We start from the raw sequence: 16,877 nt of genomic DNA, 5'->3' as shown, positions 1-16,877 counted from the left end.
GTAAATAAATTGTCCAGTACAAAAAAGATCGCAAAAAATACAATATTACTCTACATAAGGATGATCATCAATATGGGGATCTCCTTATATACTTCAAGGATTATTTTACAGAAGTTAGGAGTAGATGACTTTGGAATATATAATTTAGTGGCGGGGGTAGTTGTATTATTTTCTTTTTTAAATAATGCAATGACAAGTGCTACTCAACGATTTTTAAATATTGAATTAGCTTCAAAAATCAAAGAAAAAGTTAATAGAGTTTTTTGTATGAGTCTAAATATTCATATAATTATCTCAATTATCGTATTGGTTTTGTCGGAGACTATTGGATTGTGGTTTTTAAATTACAAATTAAATATTCCAGTTAACCGGCTTAATGCAGCGAATTTTGTATTTCAATTTTCTATAATTACAACAATAATTAATATCATTAGAATACCCTTCAATGCTACCATACTCGCGAATGAAAGGATGTCTTTCTATGCCTATCTGGGTATAGTAGAGACTATATTAAAACTAGCTATTGTATTTTTATTATCTCTTTTTGTTGAATATGATCAGCTAATAGTGTATTCATTTTTATTATTACTGGTCAATCTTATAATTAATGTAATCTATAAAATTTATTGCTATAGGAACTTTAAGGAAGAAACTGCTTACCATTATTTTTCTGACAAAAAACTATTCAGAGAATTATTATCTTTTTCTGGTTGGAGCTTATTCGGACAAGTGGCTGTTTTAAGTTCAACACAGGGATTGAATATGATTATGAATATATTCATCGGTGTAACTGTAAATGCTGCCTTAGGTATTGCGAATCAGGTAAATAGTGTTTTATATAGTTTTGTTTCCAATATGCAGGTAGCATTCAATCCACAAATTACTCAAAGTTATGCTTCGAATGATTTGGAAACGCATAAAAGATTAGTATTAAATACTTCGAAATATTCAGTATTTCTATTTTTAGTTTTATCAATACCGATTTTATTACATACCGAATTCATTTTAAAATTATGGCTGGGTGTCAACTTACCTCAATATCTTGTAAGCTTCACTCAGATCGTTATTATAGGCTCTATTATCAATGCCATAGTTGGACCATTTTGGATGTCTGCTAATGCCATTGGAAATATCAGAAATTATCAATTAGGTGTTTCATTGATATTATTATTAAATCTTCCGCTGGCATATATATTCTTAAAATTAGGTTTTTCTCCTGTATATATTATGAGCTTAAATGTTATTTTAAATTTATGCACCTTCATATTTCGTTTTCTTTATGTTAATCATAAATTGAAATATGATTGGTCAGATGTACTACTTTATTTAAAACAGACCTTCCTGGTTATTTTCTCTTGTTTTATTCTGGTATGGGTCATAAAAAAATTAGATTTCAACAGCTACTTTTTTGCAATATCTTCAACCATTGGTGCTGAGATTATTTTGTTGGTATTAATTATTCTTATTGGTATTAAGCGGGAAGAGTATCAACAGTTTAAGAAAACAATCATAAAAAAAATAAAGAAATAAATATGGATTTATTTAACAAAATAAAAAATAAAGCAAATTCAATTATCAATAATATACAGAATAATGCCAGAGTAGATAAAATTGCTGATGAAATTTCTAATTGCAGTTCAGAGCGGTTATTTTTATTTCAGACTCCTACTCATACTAATATTGGAGATCACGCTATTGCCGAGGGGCAGCTAAAATTTTTTCAGGAAAACTTACCCGGGTATCATATTTTTGAGATCAATCAGTCTCAGATGAAGTATTTTATAGAAAAGTACAGAAATACTATTAAGCCTGATGATTTGATATTTGTTCATGGAGGTGGCAATTTCGGGAATGAATACATGAGGGAAGAAAATTTAAGGAGAATGGTAATTCAAAACTTTCCTGAAAATAAAATTATACTGTTTCCACAAACGATCTATTATTCAAATGATCAGATTGGTGAATCTGAATTAAAAAGAACACAAGATATTTTTGGAAAACATAAAAATTTGATTTTGACAGCCAGGGAGGAAAAATCATTTGAATTAATGCAAAAATATTTTCCAAAAAACAAAGTCATTCTGACTCCCGATATTGTTCTTTACACTGAATATAGTTTTGAAAATGAGCGGGAATATGCATTGGAAGTAATCAGAAATGATCAGGAATCAATATTAACAGCAGATGATAAAGATAAAATTACCCAAATCTTAAAAGAAAGATTTGCCAAAATAATTAATTCTGATATGCATTGTGAAAAAATAACAGATTTAGATATAAAATCTGTTAGAAAGAAAATATTGACTAATAAGCTGTTACAATTTTCTAAGGCAAAGATAGTGGTCACTGACAGACTACATGGAATGGTTCTTTGCATCATTACAGGAACACCATGCGTGGTTTTTTCGAATTATAATCAGAAAGTTATAGGAACTTACAACTGGATTAAGTATTTAAAATATATCAAGTTTGTTAAAAATGTAGAGGAAGCAAACACAGCAATAGATGAGTTATTGAGTAATGATAACTATGAAAAATATAATCCTCAGGAGATAAGGAAGTTTTACCTACCATTAATAGAGAATGTAAATGAATGATGTTTTTTTATCAATTATCGTCCCAATATATAATGTTGAGAATTATATAGAAAAATGTATTGCCAGTATAATACAAAATACTTCTGCTAATTTTGAACTGATCCTGGTAATTGATGGATCTCCGGATAATAGTATCAGTATTTGTAAAAAATATAAAGAAGCGGATAAAAGAATTGTCATCCTGGAAAAAGAAAACGGGGGGCTTTCTGATGCCAGAAATGCCGGATATAAAATAGCCAAAGGTGAATATATCTGGTTTGTTGATGGAGATGATTATATTGAAAGTGAGAGTATTGATATCTTTTTTGAAAAAATCAATAAAGAGACCGATATTTTATTATTTAATTATCAGGAAATTTATGAAAATAAAATTGTCAAATTTGAAAAATTTGAAAATGAAGAAAAGATCAGTGGCCACGATTTGCTGTTAAAATACAATAACTATGGTGTTCAGGCATGGACACAGATCTATTCAAAAAAGTTCTTGGATCAACATAGGATCATATTTGAAAAAGGAGCTATCTATGAGGATGTGTTATTTAATACACAAGTCTATAGTAAAAATCCTGATCTGCAAGTTATTGACAATATCTTCGTAAACTATGTACAAAGGGGAGAGTCAATCATGAAAAAAAAGCAGACTATAAAAAATGTAGAATCAGTTTTAAAAATTTTAGAATTATATAATAAGAAAGATATAATAGATTTCTTTCCTGAAAAATTCATCATAAACAGACATCACTATTATTTTAGTTTGCTGTTCATTTTTTTACATAAAAGCAATATGAAAAAAAATGAAATTATGGATCTTTTAAATAGTATCAGTAAAAAAGACTTTTTTGTTTTTACAAGAGAGTATGATTCTTTTATTGTGAAATATATCAAAAGAAAACTATTTCCTTCCAAATCGGTTTTTATTTATAAAAATTGGAATTTTATTTTCCTTCTGATAAGATTGGATAATTTGATTAATAGATGAATTACCTAAAGAAAAATATAACCCCAATATTAATCATTTCACAAATATTTGGTTTATACGGTGGTATGTTACAGGCACCGAGAATTCTTGCTATCCTATTTTTACCCTTATTAATAAGGGATTTAAATAAAAAACTGATAAAAGGAAAAGAGGTTTTATTGTTTTTCTTTTCTTTTATCATGTATTGCGTATTGTCAATGTTATTTTTAACATTTAATAATGACCAATCCTTAAAAGAGTTTGCCTATGCATTAATAAATTTTATCATTTTCATTGAAATACTGAATTTTAGCAAGTATTTAAGTTTAAATAAACTGATCAATGGCTGGGTTATATTTGTATTACTAAGTATTCCGATAGCAATTATAGAAATTAATTTCAATTTGCACTTTTCCAATTCTAAATTTGGAGATGATACGGTATTAGGAGGTGTGGGAACTATCAGAAAATATGCCGCTATTACTTTTGGAAATTATAATTTGTATAATCACCTTTTGGCAATTTCATTCCCTTTTATTTTAGCCAAACTTAAGTTTATTTCAAGCAAGTTTTTTAAAATACTTTATATCCTTTTTATTTTAGCAATCGTTTGGGTTGTACTGACTAATGCAAGCCGCGGAACGATGCTGTGCTTATTAATATCTACAATTATATATATTATTTTTTATTCCAGTAAGTCAATAAGCAAAACCATTATTTATACATTCATTTCGATAATAGTATCTTTTGCAGGTTATATATATGTAATGAATAATGCATCATTTTCTTATTTAAAGACAAGAATTGAACAAAAAGGTCTGGAAGACAATTCCAGAAAGGAAATGATTAATGTTGGTATCGATATGTTTATAAACTCAAAATTTCTGGGTGTCGGAGCTGGTAATTTTTCTGAAACGGCCAGTAAAATGACGAAAAATCCTATCCTGGTACCCCATAATTTATTTATAGAATTACTTTCTCAATATGGAATTGTTGTCTTCTTTACATTTCTTTTATTGTTATATAAAATTTTTAACCCGAAAAAAATTTTTAAAAAGCGTGAAATTCCAAACTATATTTTGTTAGGATCATTACTTGTAATGCCATTGGCGTTTACAATTAATAGTGTTTATTTAAATAATCCTTACATGTGGATTTGGCTAGCAAGTCTTTATTGTATATCATCATTTTATAAAACGATAGCTAAAAATGTTAATTGATTATATAGATAGAAAATATTCATCGTTAAGAAAACTTACTAAAGTTCAGTCTTTAGCGAGATTTTCTATTAGAAAGTTTTCAAATTTTGTCTTTCCGATATATCTTAAAAACACTAAAAAAGAAATAGTACTACCCGAACAATCGTCGGAAAATATTATTGTATCATTGACAACATTCCCGGGAAGGATATCCAAATTATGGATGGTTATAGAATGTATGTTACGTCAAAGTCAGCTTCCAAATAAAATTGTATTGTATTTGGCAAAAGATCAGTTTCCGAATGAATTAAAAGATATACCGGATAATTTGATGGGGTACTATAAAAAGAATCAACTGGAAATAAAATTTGTAGACGAAGATCTCAGGTCTCATAAAAAATATTACTACGCCTTTAAAGAATATCAAAATGACGTTATCATAACAATAGATGATGATATCTTTTATCCATCAAATATCATTAAAGATTTAATGGATTTACATGAAAAATTTCCTGATACAATCTGTTGTCACAGAGCACATAAAATTGTGAGAAATGATGATGATACAATAAGCAGATATTCTAAGTGGAAAAAGGTTTTTGGAAATTTTGGACCGACATTTGATCTATTTCACACAAGTGGGGGAGGAACTTTGTATAAGACTAATTTTTTTAGTGAAGAAGTTTTAAACAAAGAGGTTTTTGTCAGCTTATGTTTTATGGCGGATGATGTCTGGCTGAATATGATGGCTCAGTTGAATAAGACAAAGACTGTGAAATCCAATTATTTTTCAAACCTGATTCCCATTGAAAATAAAAATTCAATTTTTAAACTAAGCCAGGAAAACGTTGCCGATGGAGGTAATGATAAGCAGTTACAGAATCTGATTCAAAATTATAATATTAATAATTATGAAATATTTAAGTGATTTTATAAAGATTAGTGCGGTACTACTGTTTAGCTTTTCGTATGCTCAGCAAAACAGAGTAAGCAGGTATAATGCAGATATGCAGGCATCCAAAAGCTATGGTTTGCAAAAAATGGAATTGTCGTCGGTAAGTAAAAATACTTACGATTTCATGGCATTAGGATATTTTATCAATGCCAATAACAATATGTATCTTAAAACAAAAGATAAGAAATATATTGATACTAATATTTCTGTCATAAAACCAATCCTGATTGACACCAATTCAAAGACATCTTACCAAAAAAATGGCTGGGTGATGAATGTGGGAAAAGGTAATCAGAATGCAAAAGTGAACGGACAGGAGCATTTAATTTCAGAAGGATATTTTTTCAGATACATTGGCGAATTTTTGGATATTTTAGCTAAGAATAAACTGTATACAAATTATCAGCCGGCGATAGAAAGTGGTTTAAAATACTCTTTCGATAAATGGAAAGCCAGAAGTTTTAGCCAGTATGGAGATTATTCTTTATTGTTTCATCAGAGGCTTCATACCGGAGCAAACTGGGCAGTTGTTGCACTATATCTGATGAAATATGACGAATCTAATAAAAACTCATATTCCGTGTTTGTAAATCAGTTTGATCAGCAGCTGAAAAAAGCACTGATCTTAAATAAAAGCACAGGTAGCGTTTTGTATTATACATGGAACAGTACGTATCCGGATGCTTTTTGTAAGGCTTTACAGAAAATTAAGAATTATAAGCCCGTTATACAGGATGTATCACATGGAAATCATGTCGTATTATATTTAATAAAGGCAAAAGAATTGGGAAATGCCAATTGGACCGACTTTAATTTCAGTTACCTCTGCAATACCCTGAAGCTTAAGATTCTTAAAGGAGACAGTATTGCTGATAATGTAGACGGTACTACAAATCCAAGTGTACAAAATACAGGATGGAAAATATCGGATGGCTGGATGAAACTTATCTATTTTGATACAAGTTTATATCCTTTGGTCGAGAAAAACCTTACAAATTATAGTAATAAAATTAACAATTCCTCTTTAGAGCTGCAGTTTAATTCAATTTATCCATAATGATACTCCACATTACAAATGATTACTCAGGATCCACAGTTTATAAAAATTTAGTGAGGGAGCTGGATAGTAACGGGGTGGAGCAGATTGTATACAATCCATTTCGGGAGGCTTCCAGAATAGGAAAAAATAAAATAAATTTTAAAAATAACCGCTCTCAGATTATCTACAGCCATATTTTATCAAAATATGCAGATCGGGTTTTGTATAAGAGAAAAATTAAAAAAATTGTACGGGACATTGAAGCAAAAATAGATCTCAAGACTGTCAAATTTATTCATGCTCACACATGGTACAGCGATGGCGGAGCGGCCTATGAACTTCATAAAAAATATAATATTCCCTACATAGTAGCAGTGCGTAATACTGATCTTAATGTGTTTTTGAAATATTTTCTGCACGAAAGAGGCTACGGAAAAAAAATTCTTCAGAATGCGAATAAGATCATAACCATTTCGGCAGTCTATAAAAAAAGAATGCTTGAAGATTCAAGACTGTCTCATATCCTGGAGAATGTACAGCAAAAACTCACAGTGGTCCCAAATGGTGTAGATCCTTACTGGATCGAATCAAAGGTGATGAAAAGGAATGTTGTTAAGAATGAAAAAAGCATTCAGTTGCTTTATATAGGGAAATTTAATAAGGGAAAAAATGTCTTTAACCTTATTAATGCTGTTAAGAATTATAATCACAAGGTTCAGAATAAGATAAAATTAACACTGATTGGAGGAGGAGGAAATGACGAGAAAAGAATCCTTGATTCTATTAAAAACGACCCTTCCTTTGAGTTTGTAGGAAAAGTTGAGAGTCTGCCTGTTTTAAAATCCTACTATGAACGAAGTGATTTCTTTACAATGCCTTCCAAAGCAGAAACCTTTGGCCTGGTGTATATAGAAGCCCTTCTGCAGGGTTTACCGGTGATGTACACACAAAATGAAGGGATCGACGGTTTTTATGATGATTCTATTGGGGAAAAAGTGGAAGACATTTCTGTTTCTGCGATCGAACGGGCGCTTGAACGTTTAATCCAAAAACAAGATCATTATAGTTTTGATATGGAGCAATTGTTAGAAAATCATGACTGGAAGAGAATAGCTGAAGTATACCAACAATTATATACAGAAAAAAAATAATGAACATATTATACATCCACCAATATTTCGTAACTCCTCAGGAACCCGGAGGAACAAGATCGTATTGGCTAGCACAAGAACTTATTAAAAACGGGCATAAAGTTACTATGCTCACCTCATCATCGAAATTTTCAGAGGATATTAAAGTGGTAAACATTGATGGTATTGAAGTCGTTTATATAAAAGAAGACTATGACCAGAATATGAGTGTTTCCAGAAGATTAAAGGCTTTCCTGAAATTTATGTACAAATCATCTGTAGTAGGATGGAAACAGAAAGATATTGATTTGGTGATTGCTACATCTACTCCTCTTACAATAGGTATTCCGGCACTTATATTAAAGTGGTTTAAAAAGAAACCTTTTGTTTTTGAAGTAAGGGATCTCTGGCCTGAGGTGCCTATACAAATGGGAGCCATAAAAAACAGCTGGACAATTAAAACAACTCGTCTGCTGGAAAAAACGATTTATAAAAACGCTTCCCGTGTTATTGCACTTTCTCCCGGTATGCAGGATGGAGTCGTAAAATATATTCCAAAAGAAAAAACATCAATGATTCCTAATATGGCTAAAATGGACGAATTCTGGCCTAGGGGAAAAAACGATCAACTGATGGAAAAGCTTGGTTTAAAAAAAGATTCCTTCAAAATAGTTCATTTTGGGTCTCTGGGATTGGCAAATGGAGCTCATTCAATTATTGAATCTGCCAAGTTATTAAAAGATAGAGAAGATATAGAATTTTTGTTTGTAGGAGGTGGTTCTACCGAACAGGATTTGGTAGATGAAGTAGAGAAAAACAACCTTAAAAATGTGAAGTTTCTCGGAAAGTTCCCTATGACAGACGTATCTGAGATTGTTAATTTTTCCGATGTTTCTATGATTTCCTTTCTGGATATTCCGATTTTGTATACCAACTCTCCCAACAAACTTTTCGATTCATTGTCTGCAGGAAAACCGATTATTGTAAACTCCGCCGGATGGACGAAAGATATAGCTGAAAAATACCATTGCGGATATTATGTAAACCCCAACCGTCCGGAAGAACTTGTAGAAAAAGTACTCTATTTGAAGGACAATCCTGAGGTGGTAAATAGCATGGGACAAAATTCAAGAAAATTGGCTGAAACAGTTTATGACAAGTCCATTCTTTGTAAAAAATTTGTTGAAGTTATCGAACAAACAGAATAAGCCCGGTAGTTAAATAGTACAGGGAATTTATCATCTTAGAATTTAAAGTAACAGGAATGTTGATTTTGTGTGTGTTTATAATCTATTTTCTTAAATTTTCTAAGTGAAATTTAAAATAAAGGTGTCTAATAGCAGTTATATCTTTAATTTTTATATTTGAAAATGTGTATTTTACAGATTGCTTTGAAAGAAAAGAAATAGGTTTCTTTGGAAAAGTTAAAAAAAGCTATATATTTGCACCAGTTAAAAGCAAATGCTACTTTAATTGATCCGGTAGTTCAGCTGGTTAGAATGCCGCCCTGTCACGGCGGAGGTCGCGGGTTCGAGTCCCGTCCGGATCGCAAAAAAAGTCTTCTAGAAATAGAAGGCTTTTTTATTTCCCCCCCCTTCCATTTACTATTCAATTTCATTCCTGTAAAAGTGATAATTTATCATTGACAGAATTCTCGTCTGGAAATTCGGGAATAGAAAAGTAAATAAAGTTCAGTTTTACATACTGTTGCTGATTGCTTTTTTATGTATTGTGAGATTTATACTGAATTTTTTAATGTAAACTGATCTTGGTGTAAAACTATTTTCAAAAAGAACTGGAAAGGAGAATAATGTTTATGTGAGACTCCCGGAATCCCTGTCTGGAATTCTAACCTTATAAAAATGAACTAACTATAACTCCTCATTTGCAATCCTTAAACCTCCGTTTTTTTACGGTATTTTTAAGAATATCTTTTATGATTCAAATTTAGGTCTGATATTTGTACTGGGTAGCCAAACTAAATGGCCGATTTATTTATGAAAAACATATCTGTGAAAAAATCCTTTCTTTATGTCTGTTTATGCGCTTTTTTCTTGATTTCCTGTAAAAAGGAAATAGAAAAGATAAGTGATACTTTTAAAGATACTGTTGCTTCTTCGGAAGCTTCGGAGGTAGAAAAGGATTCCATAAAGAAAGATTCTGTTCCTGTAGTGAAAAAAGAATCTGTTCCGCCTGTTATGCAGGAGAATGGTTTCTATAATGCCTTTGTTCTTCCGAAGGATAAAAAAATGCGTGATTCTGTGTATGCAGAATTCAGCAAGAAATACAGTGTAGAAGAGAGAACTGCTATTTTAGCTTTAAACAGGCTGGACTCTAAAAGTAAATGGAATGCCGATACTTTGGTTGTTCCTGCAAAAATAGATACAACATTGATGGCATATTCACCGTTTCCAATGCAGCTGGATGTATTAAGCGGAGTGAAAAAGTTTGTCATATTCTCATATCCTATACAGGCTTTTGCTGTATATTCCAATGGAAGTCTTGTAAAATGGGGCCCGACAAGTATGGGTAAAAAAGCAGCCCAGACCACAAGAGGGCTTACTTTTGCCAACTGGAAAAAGAAACTTGCCATTTCTACGGTAAGTACTGAATGGAAACTTCCTTATAACTTTAATATTCACAATATCGGAGGAATTGGATGGCATGAATATACCCTTCCGGGATATCCTGCTTCCCACTCATGTCTCCGATTGCTGAGGAAAGATGCCCAATGGCTGTATTCTTATGCAGATACCTGGATTCTGAATCCCGGCGGTGCTACAACAAAAGCCAAAGGAACAGCGGTAATGGTATTCGGAGATTACAAATGGGGAGGAAGAAAACCATGGAGAAATCTTTTGGACGATCCTAATGCCAACAATATTTCCGTTGAAGAATTGACGAAGCTTTTAGAGCCGGACGTTCCAAAAATGCTTAAAGAACAAAGCAACAGAGAAAAAGTGGTGGATTCTATCAAAGCAGCAAAAGCAGCATCTGCACCTGTTCAGAATGAAAAGCCTGCAGAACCTTTATCTAATTGATTTTCTTTTCAAATTGCAAAGTAGATTCTTCAGCAAATTTTCTAAGTTTGATCATTTCCTCCTTACCTTTATGCTGCCCGAATCTTGCAGCAATATACGTAAGAAGAATAAACAATAACATGACAAAAGAAGCGCTCAGTGCCCATGGGTATTCGGCGCTTTTTATCTGTTTCTCCACGTAATACATCGTGAAGAATGTCATCCACAGAATAGAAAAAGAAAAGTAAAGAAACATAAAAAACGTCCACACTGCGGAGCTAGGGCCAAATACTCCGCGTATTGCCGTATGCTCATCTTCCATTTCTACCCTTAAGGCAAGGCAGGGCTTCCAGTAATTATCATATTCTGTTTTTACCCAAATGGTAGCAACCTCCTTATTAATATTTCCTGAAAATTCATCTTTATGCTCTTCCATATATTTTTTAAGATTTTCAGCATACTCTTCTTTGGTAAGATGAGTAAACATTTTAAATCTGGGTCTGGTTCTTATTCTGTCTAAGGTGCTTTCTTCAGTATTCATATTTTATTCTTGATAAGGAATTGGGTCTTCAAGCATGAAGCGGAATGTAAGTTCTTCGTTTTTCCTTTGAATGATCATGGTAATATTTCTGCCCTCGCTGGACTTCATAAGTTCCATGATCTTTTCGAGAGTCATGTCTGCAGTTCGTTCTCCGTTAATGCTCAGAACTTTGTCATCTTTTTTAAGGCCTGCTTCATAGGCTGGAGAGTCTTTTCTTACTCCTGCAATGGAGAATATAGGTTTCAGACTGAATTTATACCGAAAAGCTTCTTTATAAACTTCATTTACTACTTTAGCTGATTTTTGAGTTTCAATATTTATTCTATCCTGCTGCCATTCCAATCCGTCTTGTCTGAAATCCAGTCCGCTCATATTAAAATGAAAAGGATCGTCAAAGTTTCTGTTCTTCTTAAGATATAACTTTTGATTGGGATAATCAAAAACTACAGTAAATCTACGCATAATTTCACTTCCTATGGAACCTTTTCTGTTTTCTACCAAATTAACATGCTGGATAGAAAATTCATCCGGCATAGCAGTAAGTGGCTTTTCAAATTTAAAATTTCCGAGGTAAAAATTATGAATTCTGCTTCTTTTGCCATAGATATCTCCGTTGAAACCGCGGCCAAGGAAATCATCAATATTGGGTCTGTTGTAAACGAAATTTTTAATAAGAGCAGGGAAGAGCCAGATCGCATCACTGTTTCCAAGGTCAATCAGTAATTTTGAATCTTTCTTTTCATTGGTCATTTCTACATCGGCATGCAAATAAGGCTTATTCTTTTCAATGGTAATGGGAAACTCTTCAAACCGTCTGATTTTCTTTTCCAGGAGGGCAATATTTTCATAAACGGTTATTTTCTTTGATGTATAATCTATATAAATAGGATGGTCTTTAAAAAAATGATAGCCAATCACTCCATTTACAGGAATTCCTACATGAGGCGAAATATTAAACTCTTCATCAATAATAATGTAAAGAGACATAGAGGTATTGACAATAGCATCTCCTATTTTGCCAATATTGCGTTCCGATTTCAGGCCGTCAATACTTAAACTTCCTCCAAGACCTGAAAACTTTACTTTTTCTATATTGCTTAGCTTTACTTCCTTATTTTCCAGACTAAAAAGTATGGTTTCCGAAACTCCGGTATCCAGCAGGAAGGTAAGATCAGCACCATTAACATTGATAGGGATAAAGATAAGATTGTTGATAAACCGAAAAGGAATAACCGCTTTTTTAGTATTAATTAGTTCAAAAGTGTTCTGGGCACTTACAAAAATGCTAAGCAATAATCCCAGTAAAAACAATCTAAATTTCATTTACTGAATTTACTGAATTTATCTATATGATAATAAAAAAACATTCCAAAAGCTGGAATGTTTATATAAACTACAATAATGTAGGTTTTTTTGTTGAATTTATTTCAAAACAGTCTTTGTTTATTTTGAAAAAAAGTCCATCAAATCCATATAATTTTTCTGATTGACGCCATGTCCGCTCATATACTCTCTGAACGTAAAGTAACAGCTGAGATCATAAAGCAGATCTGCGGCTTTTCTTCCCCACTCAAGCGGTATCACAGCATCATCCGTACCATGAGAAATGAAGAAACGAAGTCCTTCCAGTTTCTTTTTATCTTTTACAATACCGTCCAGAATTTTTTCTTCAGGATAGCTGCTCATACAGGCAACACGATTGAAAAGCTCAGGATGTTTTAAAGCCAGAGCGTAGCACAGTATTCCTCCCTGGCTGAAGCCGCAAAGGTGAGCTTTGCTTTCCGTAAGTCCATAGTGGTTAATAATCTTCAACATACTTTCCAGAACTGCATGTAAAGATTCATTGGCCTGAGGGACATCGATAAAATTTTCGGGATCATTAAAATTGATATCATACCATGAGTATCCTTCAAACTGAGTATCACGGGGAGCCCTGAAACTTACAATGATCCAGTCATTGGGAAGCGTTTCTCTAAAACTGAAAAGATCCTGCTCATTGCTGCCATAGCCATGAAGCATAAAAAGAATGGGAGTTTGGGAAGTAATATGTTCCGGCTCTCTTACTAAGTAATCTAAATTCATACAGCAAAGATAATTAAATACCTGCAGAATCTTAACTTTATTATTCATACAATGAACTTCTGCTGCACGATGATGTATGTGTAATGATTAATTATCTGTGGTGTATTTTTGAATTTTTCGTGATTTTTTTATTTTTATTGATTTGATATTATTTGGAAATCTTTATTGGAAAATTTTCATAAAAGTTATTTTTATATTAATAAAAAACTTATATTTGAAACATTAAAAAATCTATTTGGAGAAATGAAGCAATTTTACAATTCAAAAAGTTTACTTAGACTTTCTTTTTTATTCGTTTTATTATTTTCTGTAATCACCATTGTCAATTCTTGTAAAAAAGATGACGATGAAGAGTTTCAGGATCATGTGGTTCAATTCGAAGTGAAGACAACTTCCGGAGGAGAAATAATAAGTGTTGTAACACAGGTAGGTACAACGCAGAACACCATATACAATACTCCACAGTCTCCTGTAACTTCGCCATGGACAAGTGGTGAATTCTTTGTGAATTCCAGTCAGGCACAACTGAATCTTGATGCCAACGCATCAATGCCGGATGATAACTCTGAATTAACAATCAATCTTTACATTGATGGAGAAGTAGTAAGAACTGTTAAGAAAAAAGGTAAAGGTGTATTAGTTGCTTCTATTGATTACAGCTTCTTAGAACCGTAAATTATTTTAAACATTATATAAAAGAAACCGCTTTCAAAGCGGTTTTTTTTCATTCTTCAATCAAACCCTGCTGTACAGCCAGACTGATCAATTCTGTTGAATTCTTTGCATGAAATTTCTGCAGCAGATTCTTGCGGTGGGTGTCTACGGTAAGAGGACTTAAGAAAAGTTCTTCAGCAATTACATTGCTTGTTTTCCCCTGTGCTACCATCTGTAGAATTTGTTTCTCCCTTTTAGTGAGCCTCGGAACAGGGAGGATATTTTGAGAAGGAAGGCTGATTATCTGCTTGGTCTCATTGCAGAAAACAATATCTCCGGAAAGCGCCCCTCTTATAGATACTACAAGATCATCAATGGACGTATTTTTAAGAAGATAGCCGCTTGCTCCGTTTTGTATAGACTGCATAATAATACTTCTTTCCGAACGGTTGCTGAACATAATGACAGAGGTATTGGGTGATATTTTTTTTATTTCTCTGCAGAGATCTTTACCGTTGGAATCAGGGAGCGAAATGTCCAGAAGAACAATATCTACCATTTCTGACCGGATAAAACCCAGTGTTTCCTCACCGGATGCAAAACTTCCCGCTACATTAAATAAAGGCTGGCTTTTCAGCATCATTTTTAATCCTTCAATGACAATAGGATGATCATCTACAATGACAATATTTATTTTTTCATTCTCCATGGATATTGAGTTCTATATTAATTGCTGTTCCCTGGTGGTCAGAATTGATTTCCATTTTTCCTTTCAGGTAGTTGACTCTGTTTTTCAGATTGCGAAGTCCCATACTTTTGGTGGTATTTTCTATATTTTTATCAAATCCTTTTCCGTTATCTTCAATCGTAATGAGAAAATTTTCGCCGGACTGTGAACATTGAAGTAGAATACTGCTGGCTTTGGCATGTTTTACAGCATTGGCCAGTAACTCCTGTACAATCCTGTAAATATTAAGCTGGATATTTAAAGGTAAAGCTTTATCAATATCAATAGCCTGAAAGTCAATTTCGAGATTTTTTCTGCTGTAAAATTCACACAAATCACAGATGGCAGTTTCCAAACCAAAATTAAGCAATGATTCAGGCATTAAATTTCTGGCCACATGGCGGAGTTCACTTACAGAACTGTCCAGCTGTCCGAGAATTTTATAAAACTCCTGATCTTTTTCAGGGTTTAAATGACTGGAAGACCAGGTAGAAAAATTGATTTTCACACCCGCAAGCATTCCTCCAAGGCCATCATGAAGATCCCTTGCGATACGTTCTCTTTCCCTTTCTTCACCATCAAGAATAGCTTTGGTTAACGATAATTCTTCCTTTTGCTTAATATCATTGATTCTCTGTTCATTTATTTTTTTGTTTTTTCTGAAAATAATAAACAGGAAGATCAGAAGACTTAACGCCAACAATAAAACAAGACCCATTCCCCACAAATAAGAGTTTTTCTTATTAACTTCCAGATCTTTTTGGTTTTTCTCAGCATTTAAAGTTGCTATTTTTCTTTCTTTTTCAGCGGTATTGAATTTAGTTTCGAGTTTGTTGATTTCAAGCTTTACATTTTCTGTATTCAAACTATCGTTGAGTTTGGAATATCTTTGTTCCCACAGGAGCGCTTCTTTAGTATCTCCCAATTCTTCATTAAGCAAGGAAAGCTGCTTATAAAAAGTTTTTCTGTTATTAAGATCAATAGCCAGGGATTTTTCCGTTAAAACATCTTCCAGGGTAGCCTTAGCTTCCTTATATCTTTTAAGTTTCTTTAAAATGTCAAACTTATTGAAATAAAACATTTGAGCCAGGAGATTCTGATTGTACTTTCTGGTATAAAAAATCCCTTTTTCTATTACAGGAAGAGCTTCCTCATTTTTCTGCCGGGTAATATACAACAGGGTTTTGCTGTAATAATAAAAAGCATTGGATGAAGATTCAGGATATTCCCTGATAAGCTTTTCGGCTTTATTCAAATACTTTTCAGCCTGATCCCCATTAGCCTGATAACAGAAATTGTTGGCAGAATTGAGATAGGTAAAAAATAGCTCAGCAGAATTCGGATATTGTTTTTCAAGAATTTCCAGGGCTTTGTTATTATAACCTTCAGCTTTTTTAAACTGGGCATTATAAGTAAGAATAACGGCAAGCTGAGTATACAGGAATCCCAGGTTTCTGCTGTTCTTATATTTTTCAACCAACGGAATACTCTTTTCAAGCATGATTTTAACCAAAGGAATATAGCCCTCTTTATCCTTTTGCGAAACTCCGTAGCTGTACCAGGCAAGAGCCTGAAGAAAATCGGATTCTTCATTTTTAAATTTTGATAGAGACTGAATAGCCTGCTGATAAGAAACAGCAGCTTTCTTCTTATTCCTGTCCAGATTATACTGTCCTTCGTAATAATAATATTTGGCTGAAATAAAAGGATGGCTTTGCGCCAGTATTTTTCCGTTGGAAAGATATTTTTTACTCAAAACAGAATCATTGTTCCTGTAATAATTAGATAAAAGGAAAAAGGCCGTTGCTTTTGAAGTATCAGGATGATTTCCTCTTGTAATGCTTTGTAAGCTGTCTATATAAGATTTCTCATTAAGCGGAATGATTTGCTGGGATTGTAATGCCAAAGACAAAAACAGGCTTAACAGGACAAGTAATCTCTTCATTATGGATCAATTCTGTAAAATATTTTTTTA

General features: G+C 32.7%; 15 protein-coding genes and 1 tRNA gene. 11 read left to right on the top strand and 5 right to left on the bottom strand.

Annotation, left to right across the window (positions count from 1 at the left end; genetic code table 11):
* The first annotated feature begins 9 nt into the window (after positions 1–9).
* The 10 genes from AC59HC_RS14180 (at position 10) to AC59HC_RS14135 (ending at position 10,919) form a co-directional block, all read left to right on the top strand.
* The gene (locus tag AC59HC_RS14180; RefSeq protein WP_262896819.1) at positions 10–1,530 is read left to right on the top strand and encodes a lipopolysaccharide biosynthesis protein; all 1,521 of its coding nucleotides are present in this window, start codon (positions 10–12) and stop codon (positions 1,528–1,530) included.
* Between the two features lie 2 nt (positions 1,531–1,532).
* Positions 1,533–2,597: a polysaccharide pyruvyl transferase family protein gene (locus AC59HC_RS14175; RefSeq protein WP_202839749.1), complete on the top strand. Its 1,065-nt coding sequence runs from the start codon at positions 1,533–1,535 to the stop codon at positions 2,595–2,597.
* Positions 2,590–3,576 (top strand): glycosyltransferase, encoded by a 987-nt coding sequence (locus AC59HC_RS14170; RefSeq protein WP_496558851.1) that lies wholly within the window; start codon positions 2,590–2,592, stop codon positions 3,574–3,576. Before AC59HC_RS14175 ends, AC59HC_RS14170 begins: the two co-directional genes overlap by 8 nt.
* Positions 3,573–4,775, top strand: a complete 1,203-nt coding sequence (locus tag AC59HC_RS14165) for an O-antigen ligase family protein (protein ID WP_202839747.1) — start codon at positions 3,573–3,575, stop codon at positions 4,773–4,775. The genes AC59HC_RS14170 and AC59HC_RS14165 overlap by 4 nt, the downstream gene beginning before the upstream one ends.
* Entirely contained in the window at positions 4,765–5,682 is a 918-nt protein-coding gene (locus tag AC59HC_RS14160; protein ID WP_395972725.1) for a glycosyltransferase, read from the top strand. The genes AC59HC_RS14165 and AC59HC_RS14160 overlap by 11 nt, the downstream gene beginning before the upstream one ends.
* Entirely contained in the window at positions 5,666–6,766 is a 1,101-nt protein-coding gene (locus tag AC59HC_RS14155) for a hypothetical protein (protein ID WP_202839745.1), read from the top strand. The genes AC59HC_RS14160 and AC59HC_RS14155 overlap by 17 nt, the downstream gene beginning before the upstream one ends.
* Positions 6,766–7,899 (top strand): glycosyltransferase, encoded by a 1,134-nt coding sequence (locus AC59HC_RS14150; protein WP_202839744.1) that lies wholly within the window; start codon positions 6,766–6,768, stop codon positions 7,897–7,899. The genes AC59HC_RS14155 and AC59HC_RS14150 overlap by 1 nt, the downstream gene beginning before the upstream one ends.
* A complete protein-coding gene (locus AC59HC_RS14145) occupies positions 7,899–9,086 on the top strand; it encodes a glycosyltransferase family 4 protein (RefSeq protein WP_429816201.1) in 1,188 nt (395 codons plus the stop codon). Before AC59HC_RS14150 ends, AC59HC_RS14145 begins: the two co-directional genes overlap by 1 nt.
* A gap of 267 nt (positions 9,087–9,353) precedes the next feature.
* Positions 9,354–9,427 (top strand) — tRNA-Asp (locus tag AC59HC_RS14140).
* A 448-nt stretch (positions 9,428–9,875) separates the two neighbouring features.
* Complete coding sequence (locus tag AC59HC_RS14135) at positions 9,876–10,919, top strand: L,D-transpeptidase (protein WP_181397984.1); 1,044 nt, start codon at positions 9,876–9,878, stop codon at positions 10,917–10,919.
* On the opposite strand, the gene AC59HC_RS14130 is transcribed toward AC59HC_RS14135, so the two are convergent.
* From AC59HC_RS14130 to AC59HC_RS14120, 3 genes are all read right to left on the bottom strand, one after another.
* Complete coding sequence (locus AC59HC_RS14130) at positions 10,912–11,439, bottom strand: hypothetical protein (RefSeq protein ID WP_137905441.1); 528 nt, start codon at positions 11,437–11,439, stop codon at positions 10,912–10,914. The two genes, AC59HC_RS14135 and AC59HC_RS14130, sit on opposite strands and share 8 nt — an antisense overlap.
* A 3-nt stretch (positions 11,440–11,442) precedes the next feature.
* Complete coding sequence (locus tag AC59HC_RS14125) at positions 11,443–12,762, bottom strand: PDZ domain-containing protein (RefSeq protein WP_202839740.1); 1,320 nt, start codon at positions 12,760–12,762, stop codon at positions 11,443–11,445.
* A gap of 120 nt (positions 12,763–12,882) precedes the next feature.
* On the bottom strand, positions 12,883–13,521 hold the full coding sequence (locus AC59HC_RS14120; RefSeq protein ID WP_110010752.1) for an alpha/beta hydrolase: 639 nt from the start codon (positions 13,519–13,521) through the stop codon (positions 12,883–12,885).
* A 243-nt stretch (positions 13,522–13,764) separates the two neighbouring features.
* On the opposite strand from AC59HC_RS14120, the gene AC59HC_RS14115 reads away from it, so the two are divergent.
* The gene (locus tag AC59HC_RS14115; RefSeq protein ID WP_238349608.1) at positions 13,765–14,196 is read left to right on the top strand and encodes a hypothetical protein; all 432 of its coding nucleotides are present in this window, start codon (positions 13,765–13,767) and stop codon (positions 14,194–14,196) included.
* 49 nt (positions 14,197–14,245) lie between these two features.
* Here the strand turns inward: AC59HC_RS14115 and AC59HC_RS14110 are convergent, their stop codons facing one another.
* Together AC59HC_RS14110 and AC59HC_RS14105 are read right to left on the bottom strand one after the other, a co-directional pair.
* A complete protein-coding gene (locus AC59HC_RS14110; protein WP_496558850.1) occupies positions 14,246–14,884 on the bottom strand; it encodes a response regulator transcription factor in 639 nt (212 codons plus the stop codon).
* Positions 14,874–16,847 (bottom strand): tetratricopeptide repeat-containing sensor histidine kinase, encoded by a 1,974-nt coding sequence (locus tag AC59HC_RS14105; RefSeq protein WP_496558849.1) that lies wholly within the window; start codon positions 16,845–16,847, stop codon positions 14,874–14,876. The genes AC59HC_RS14110 and AC59HC_RS14105 overlap by 11 nt, the downstream gene beginning before the upstream one ends.
* Positions 16,848–16,877: the final 30 nt, after the last annotated feature.

The sequence above is a fragment of the Chryseobacterium sp. DZ-32 genome (genome assembly GCF_059587025.1).
Note: the sequence above shows the minus strand (reverse complement) of the source record. Positions and strands in the feature narration are given on the sequence as shown.

Coding starts and splice junctions, on each gene's coding strand:
- AC59HC_RS14175 (WP_202839749.1), top strand. CDS start 1,533: ATGGATTTATTTAACAAAATAAAAAATAAAGCAAATTCAATTATCAAT.
- AC59HC_RS14170 (WP_496558851.1), top strand. CDS start 2,590: ATGAATGATGTTTTTTTATCAATTATCGTCCCAATATATAATGTTGAG.
- AC59HC_RS14165 (WP_202839747.1), top strand. CDS start 3,573: ATGAATTACCTAAAGAAAAATATAACCCCAATATTAATCATTTCACAA.
- AC59HC_RS14160 (WP_395972725.1), top strand. CDS start 4,765: ATGTTAATTGATTATATAGATAGAAAATATTCATCGTTAAGAAAACTT.
- AC59HC_RS14155 (WP_202839745.1), top strand. CDS start 5,666: ATGAAATATTTAAGTGATTTTATAAAGATTAGTGCGGTACTACTGTTT.
- AC59HC_RS14150 (WP_202839744.1), top strand. CDS start 6,766: ATGATACTCCACATTACAAATGATTACTCAGGATCCACAGTTTATAAA.
- AC59HC_RS14145 (WP_429816201.1), top strand. CDS start 7,899: ATGAACATATTATACATCCACCAATATTTCGTAACTCCTCAGGAACCC.
- AC59HC_RS14135 (WP_181397984.1), top strand. CDS start 9,876: ATGAAAAACATATCTGTGAAAAAATCCTTTCTTTATGTCTGTTTATGC.
- AC59HC_RS14130 (WP_137905441.1), bottom strand. CDS start 11,439: ATGAATACTGAAGAAAGCACCTTAGACAGAATAAGAACCAGACCCAGA.
- AC59HC_RS14125 (WP_202839740.1), bottom strand. CDS start 12,762: ATGAAATTTAGATTGTTTTTACTGGGATTATTGCTTAGCATTTTTGTA.
- AC59HC_RS14120 (WP_110010752.1), bottom strand. CDS start 13,521: ATGAATTTAGATTACTTAGTAAGAGAGCCGGAACATATTACTTCCCAA.
- AC59HC_RS14115 (WP_238349608.1), top strand. CDS start 13,765: ATGAAGCAATTTTACAATTCAAAAAGTTTACTTAGACTTTCTTTTTTA.
- AC59HC_RS14110 (WP_496558850.1), bottom strand. CDS start 14,884: ATGGAGAATGAAAAAATAAATATTGTCATTGTAGATGATCATCCTATT.
- AC59HC_RS14105 (WP_496558849.1), bottom strand. CDS start 16,847: ATGAAGAGATTACTTGTCCTGTTAAGCCTGTTTTTGTCTTTGGCATTA.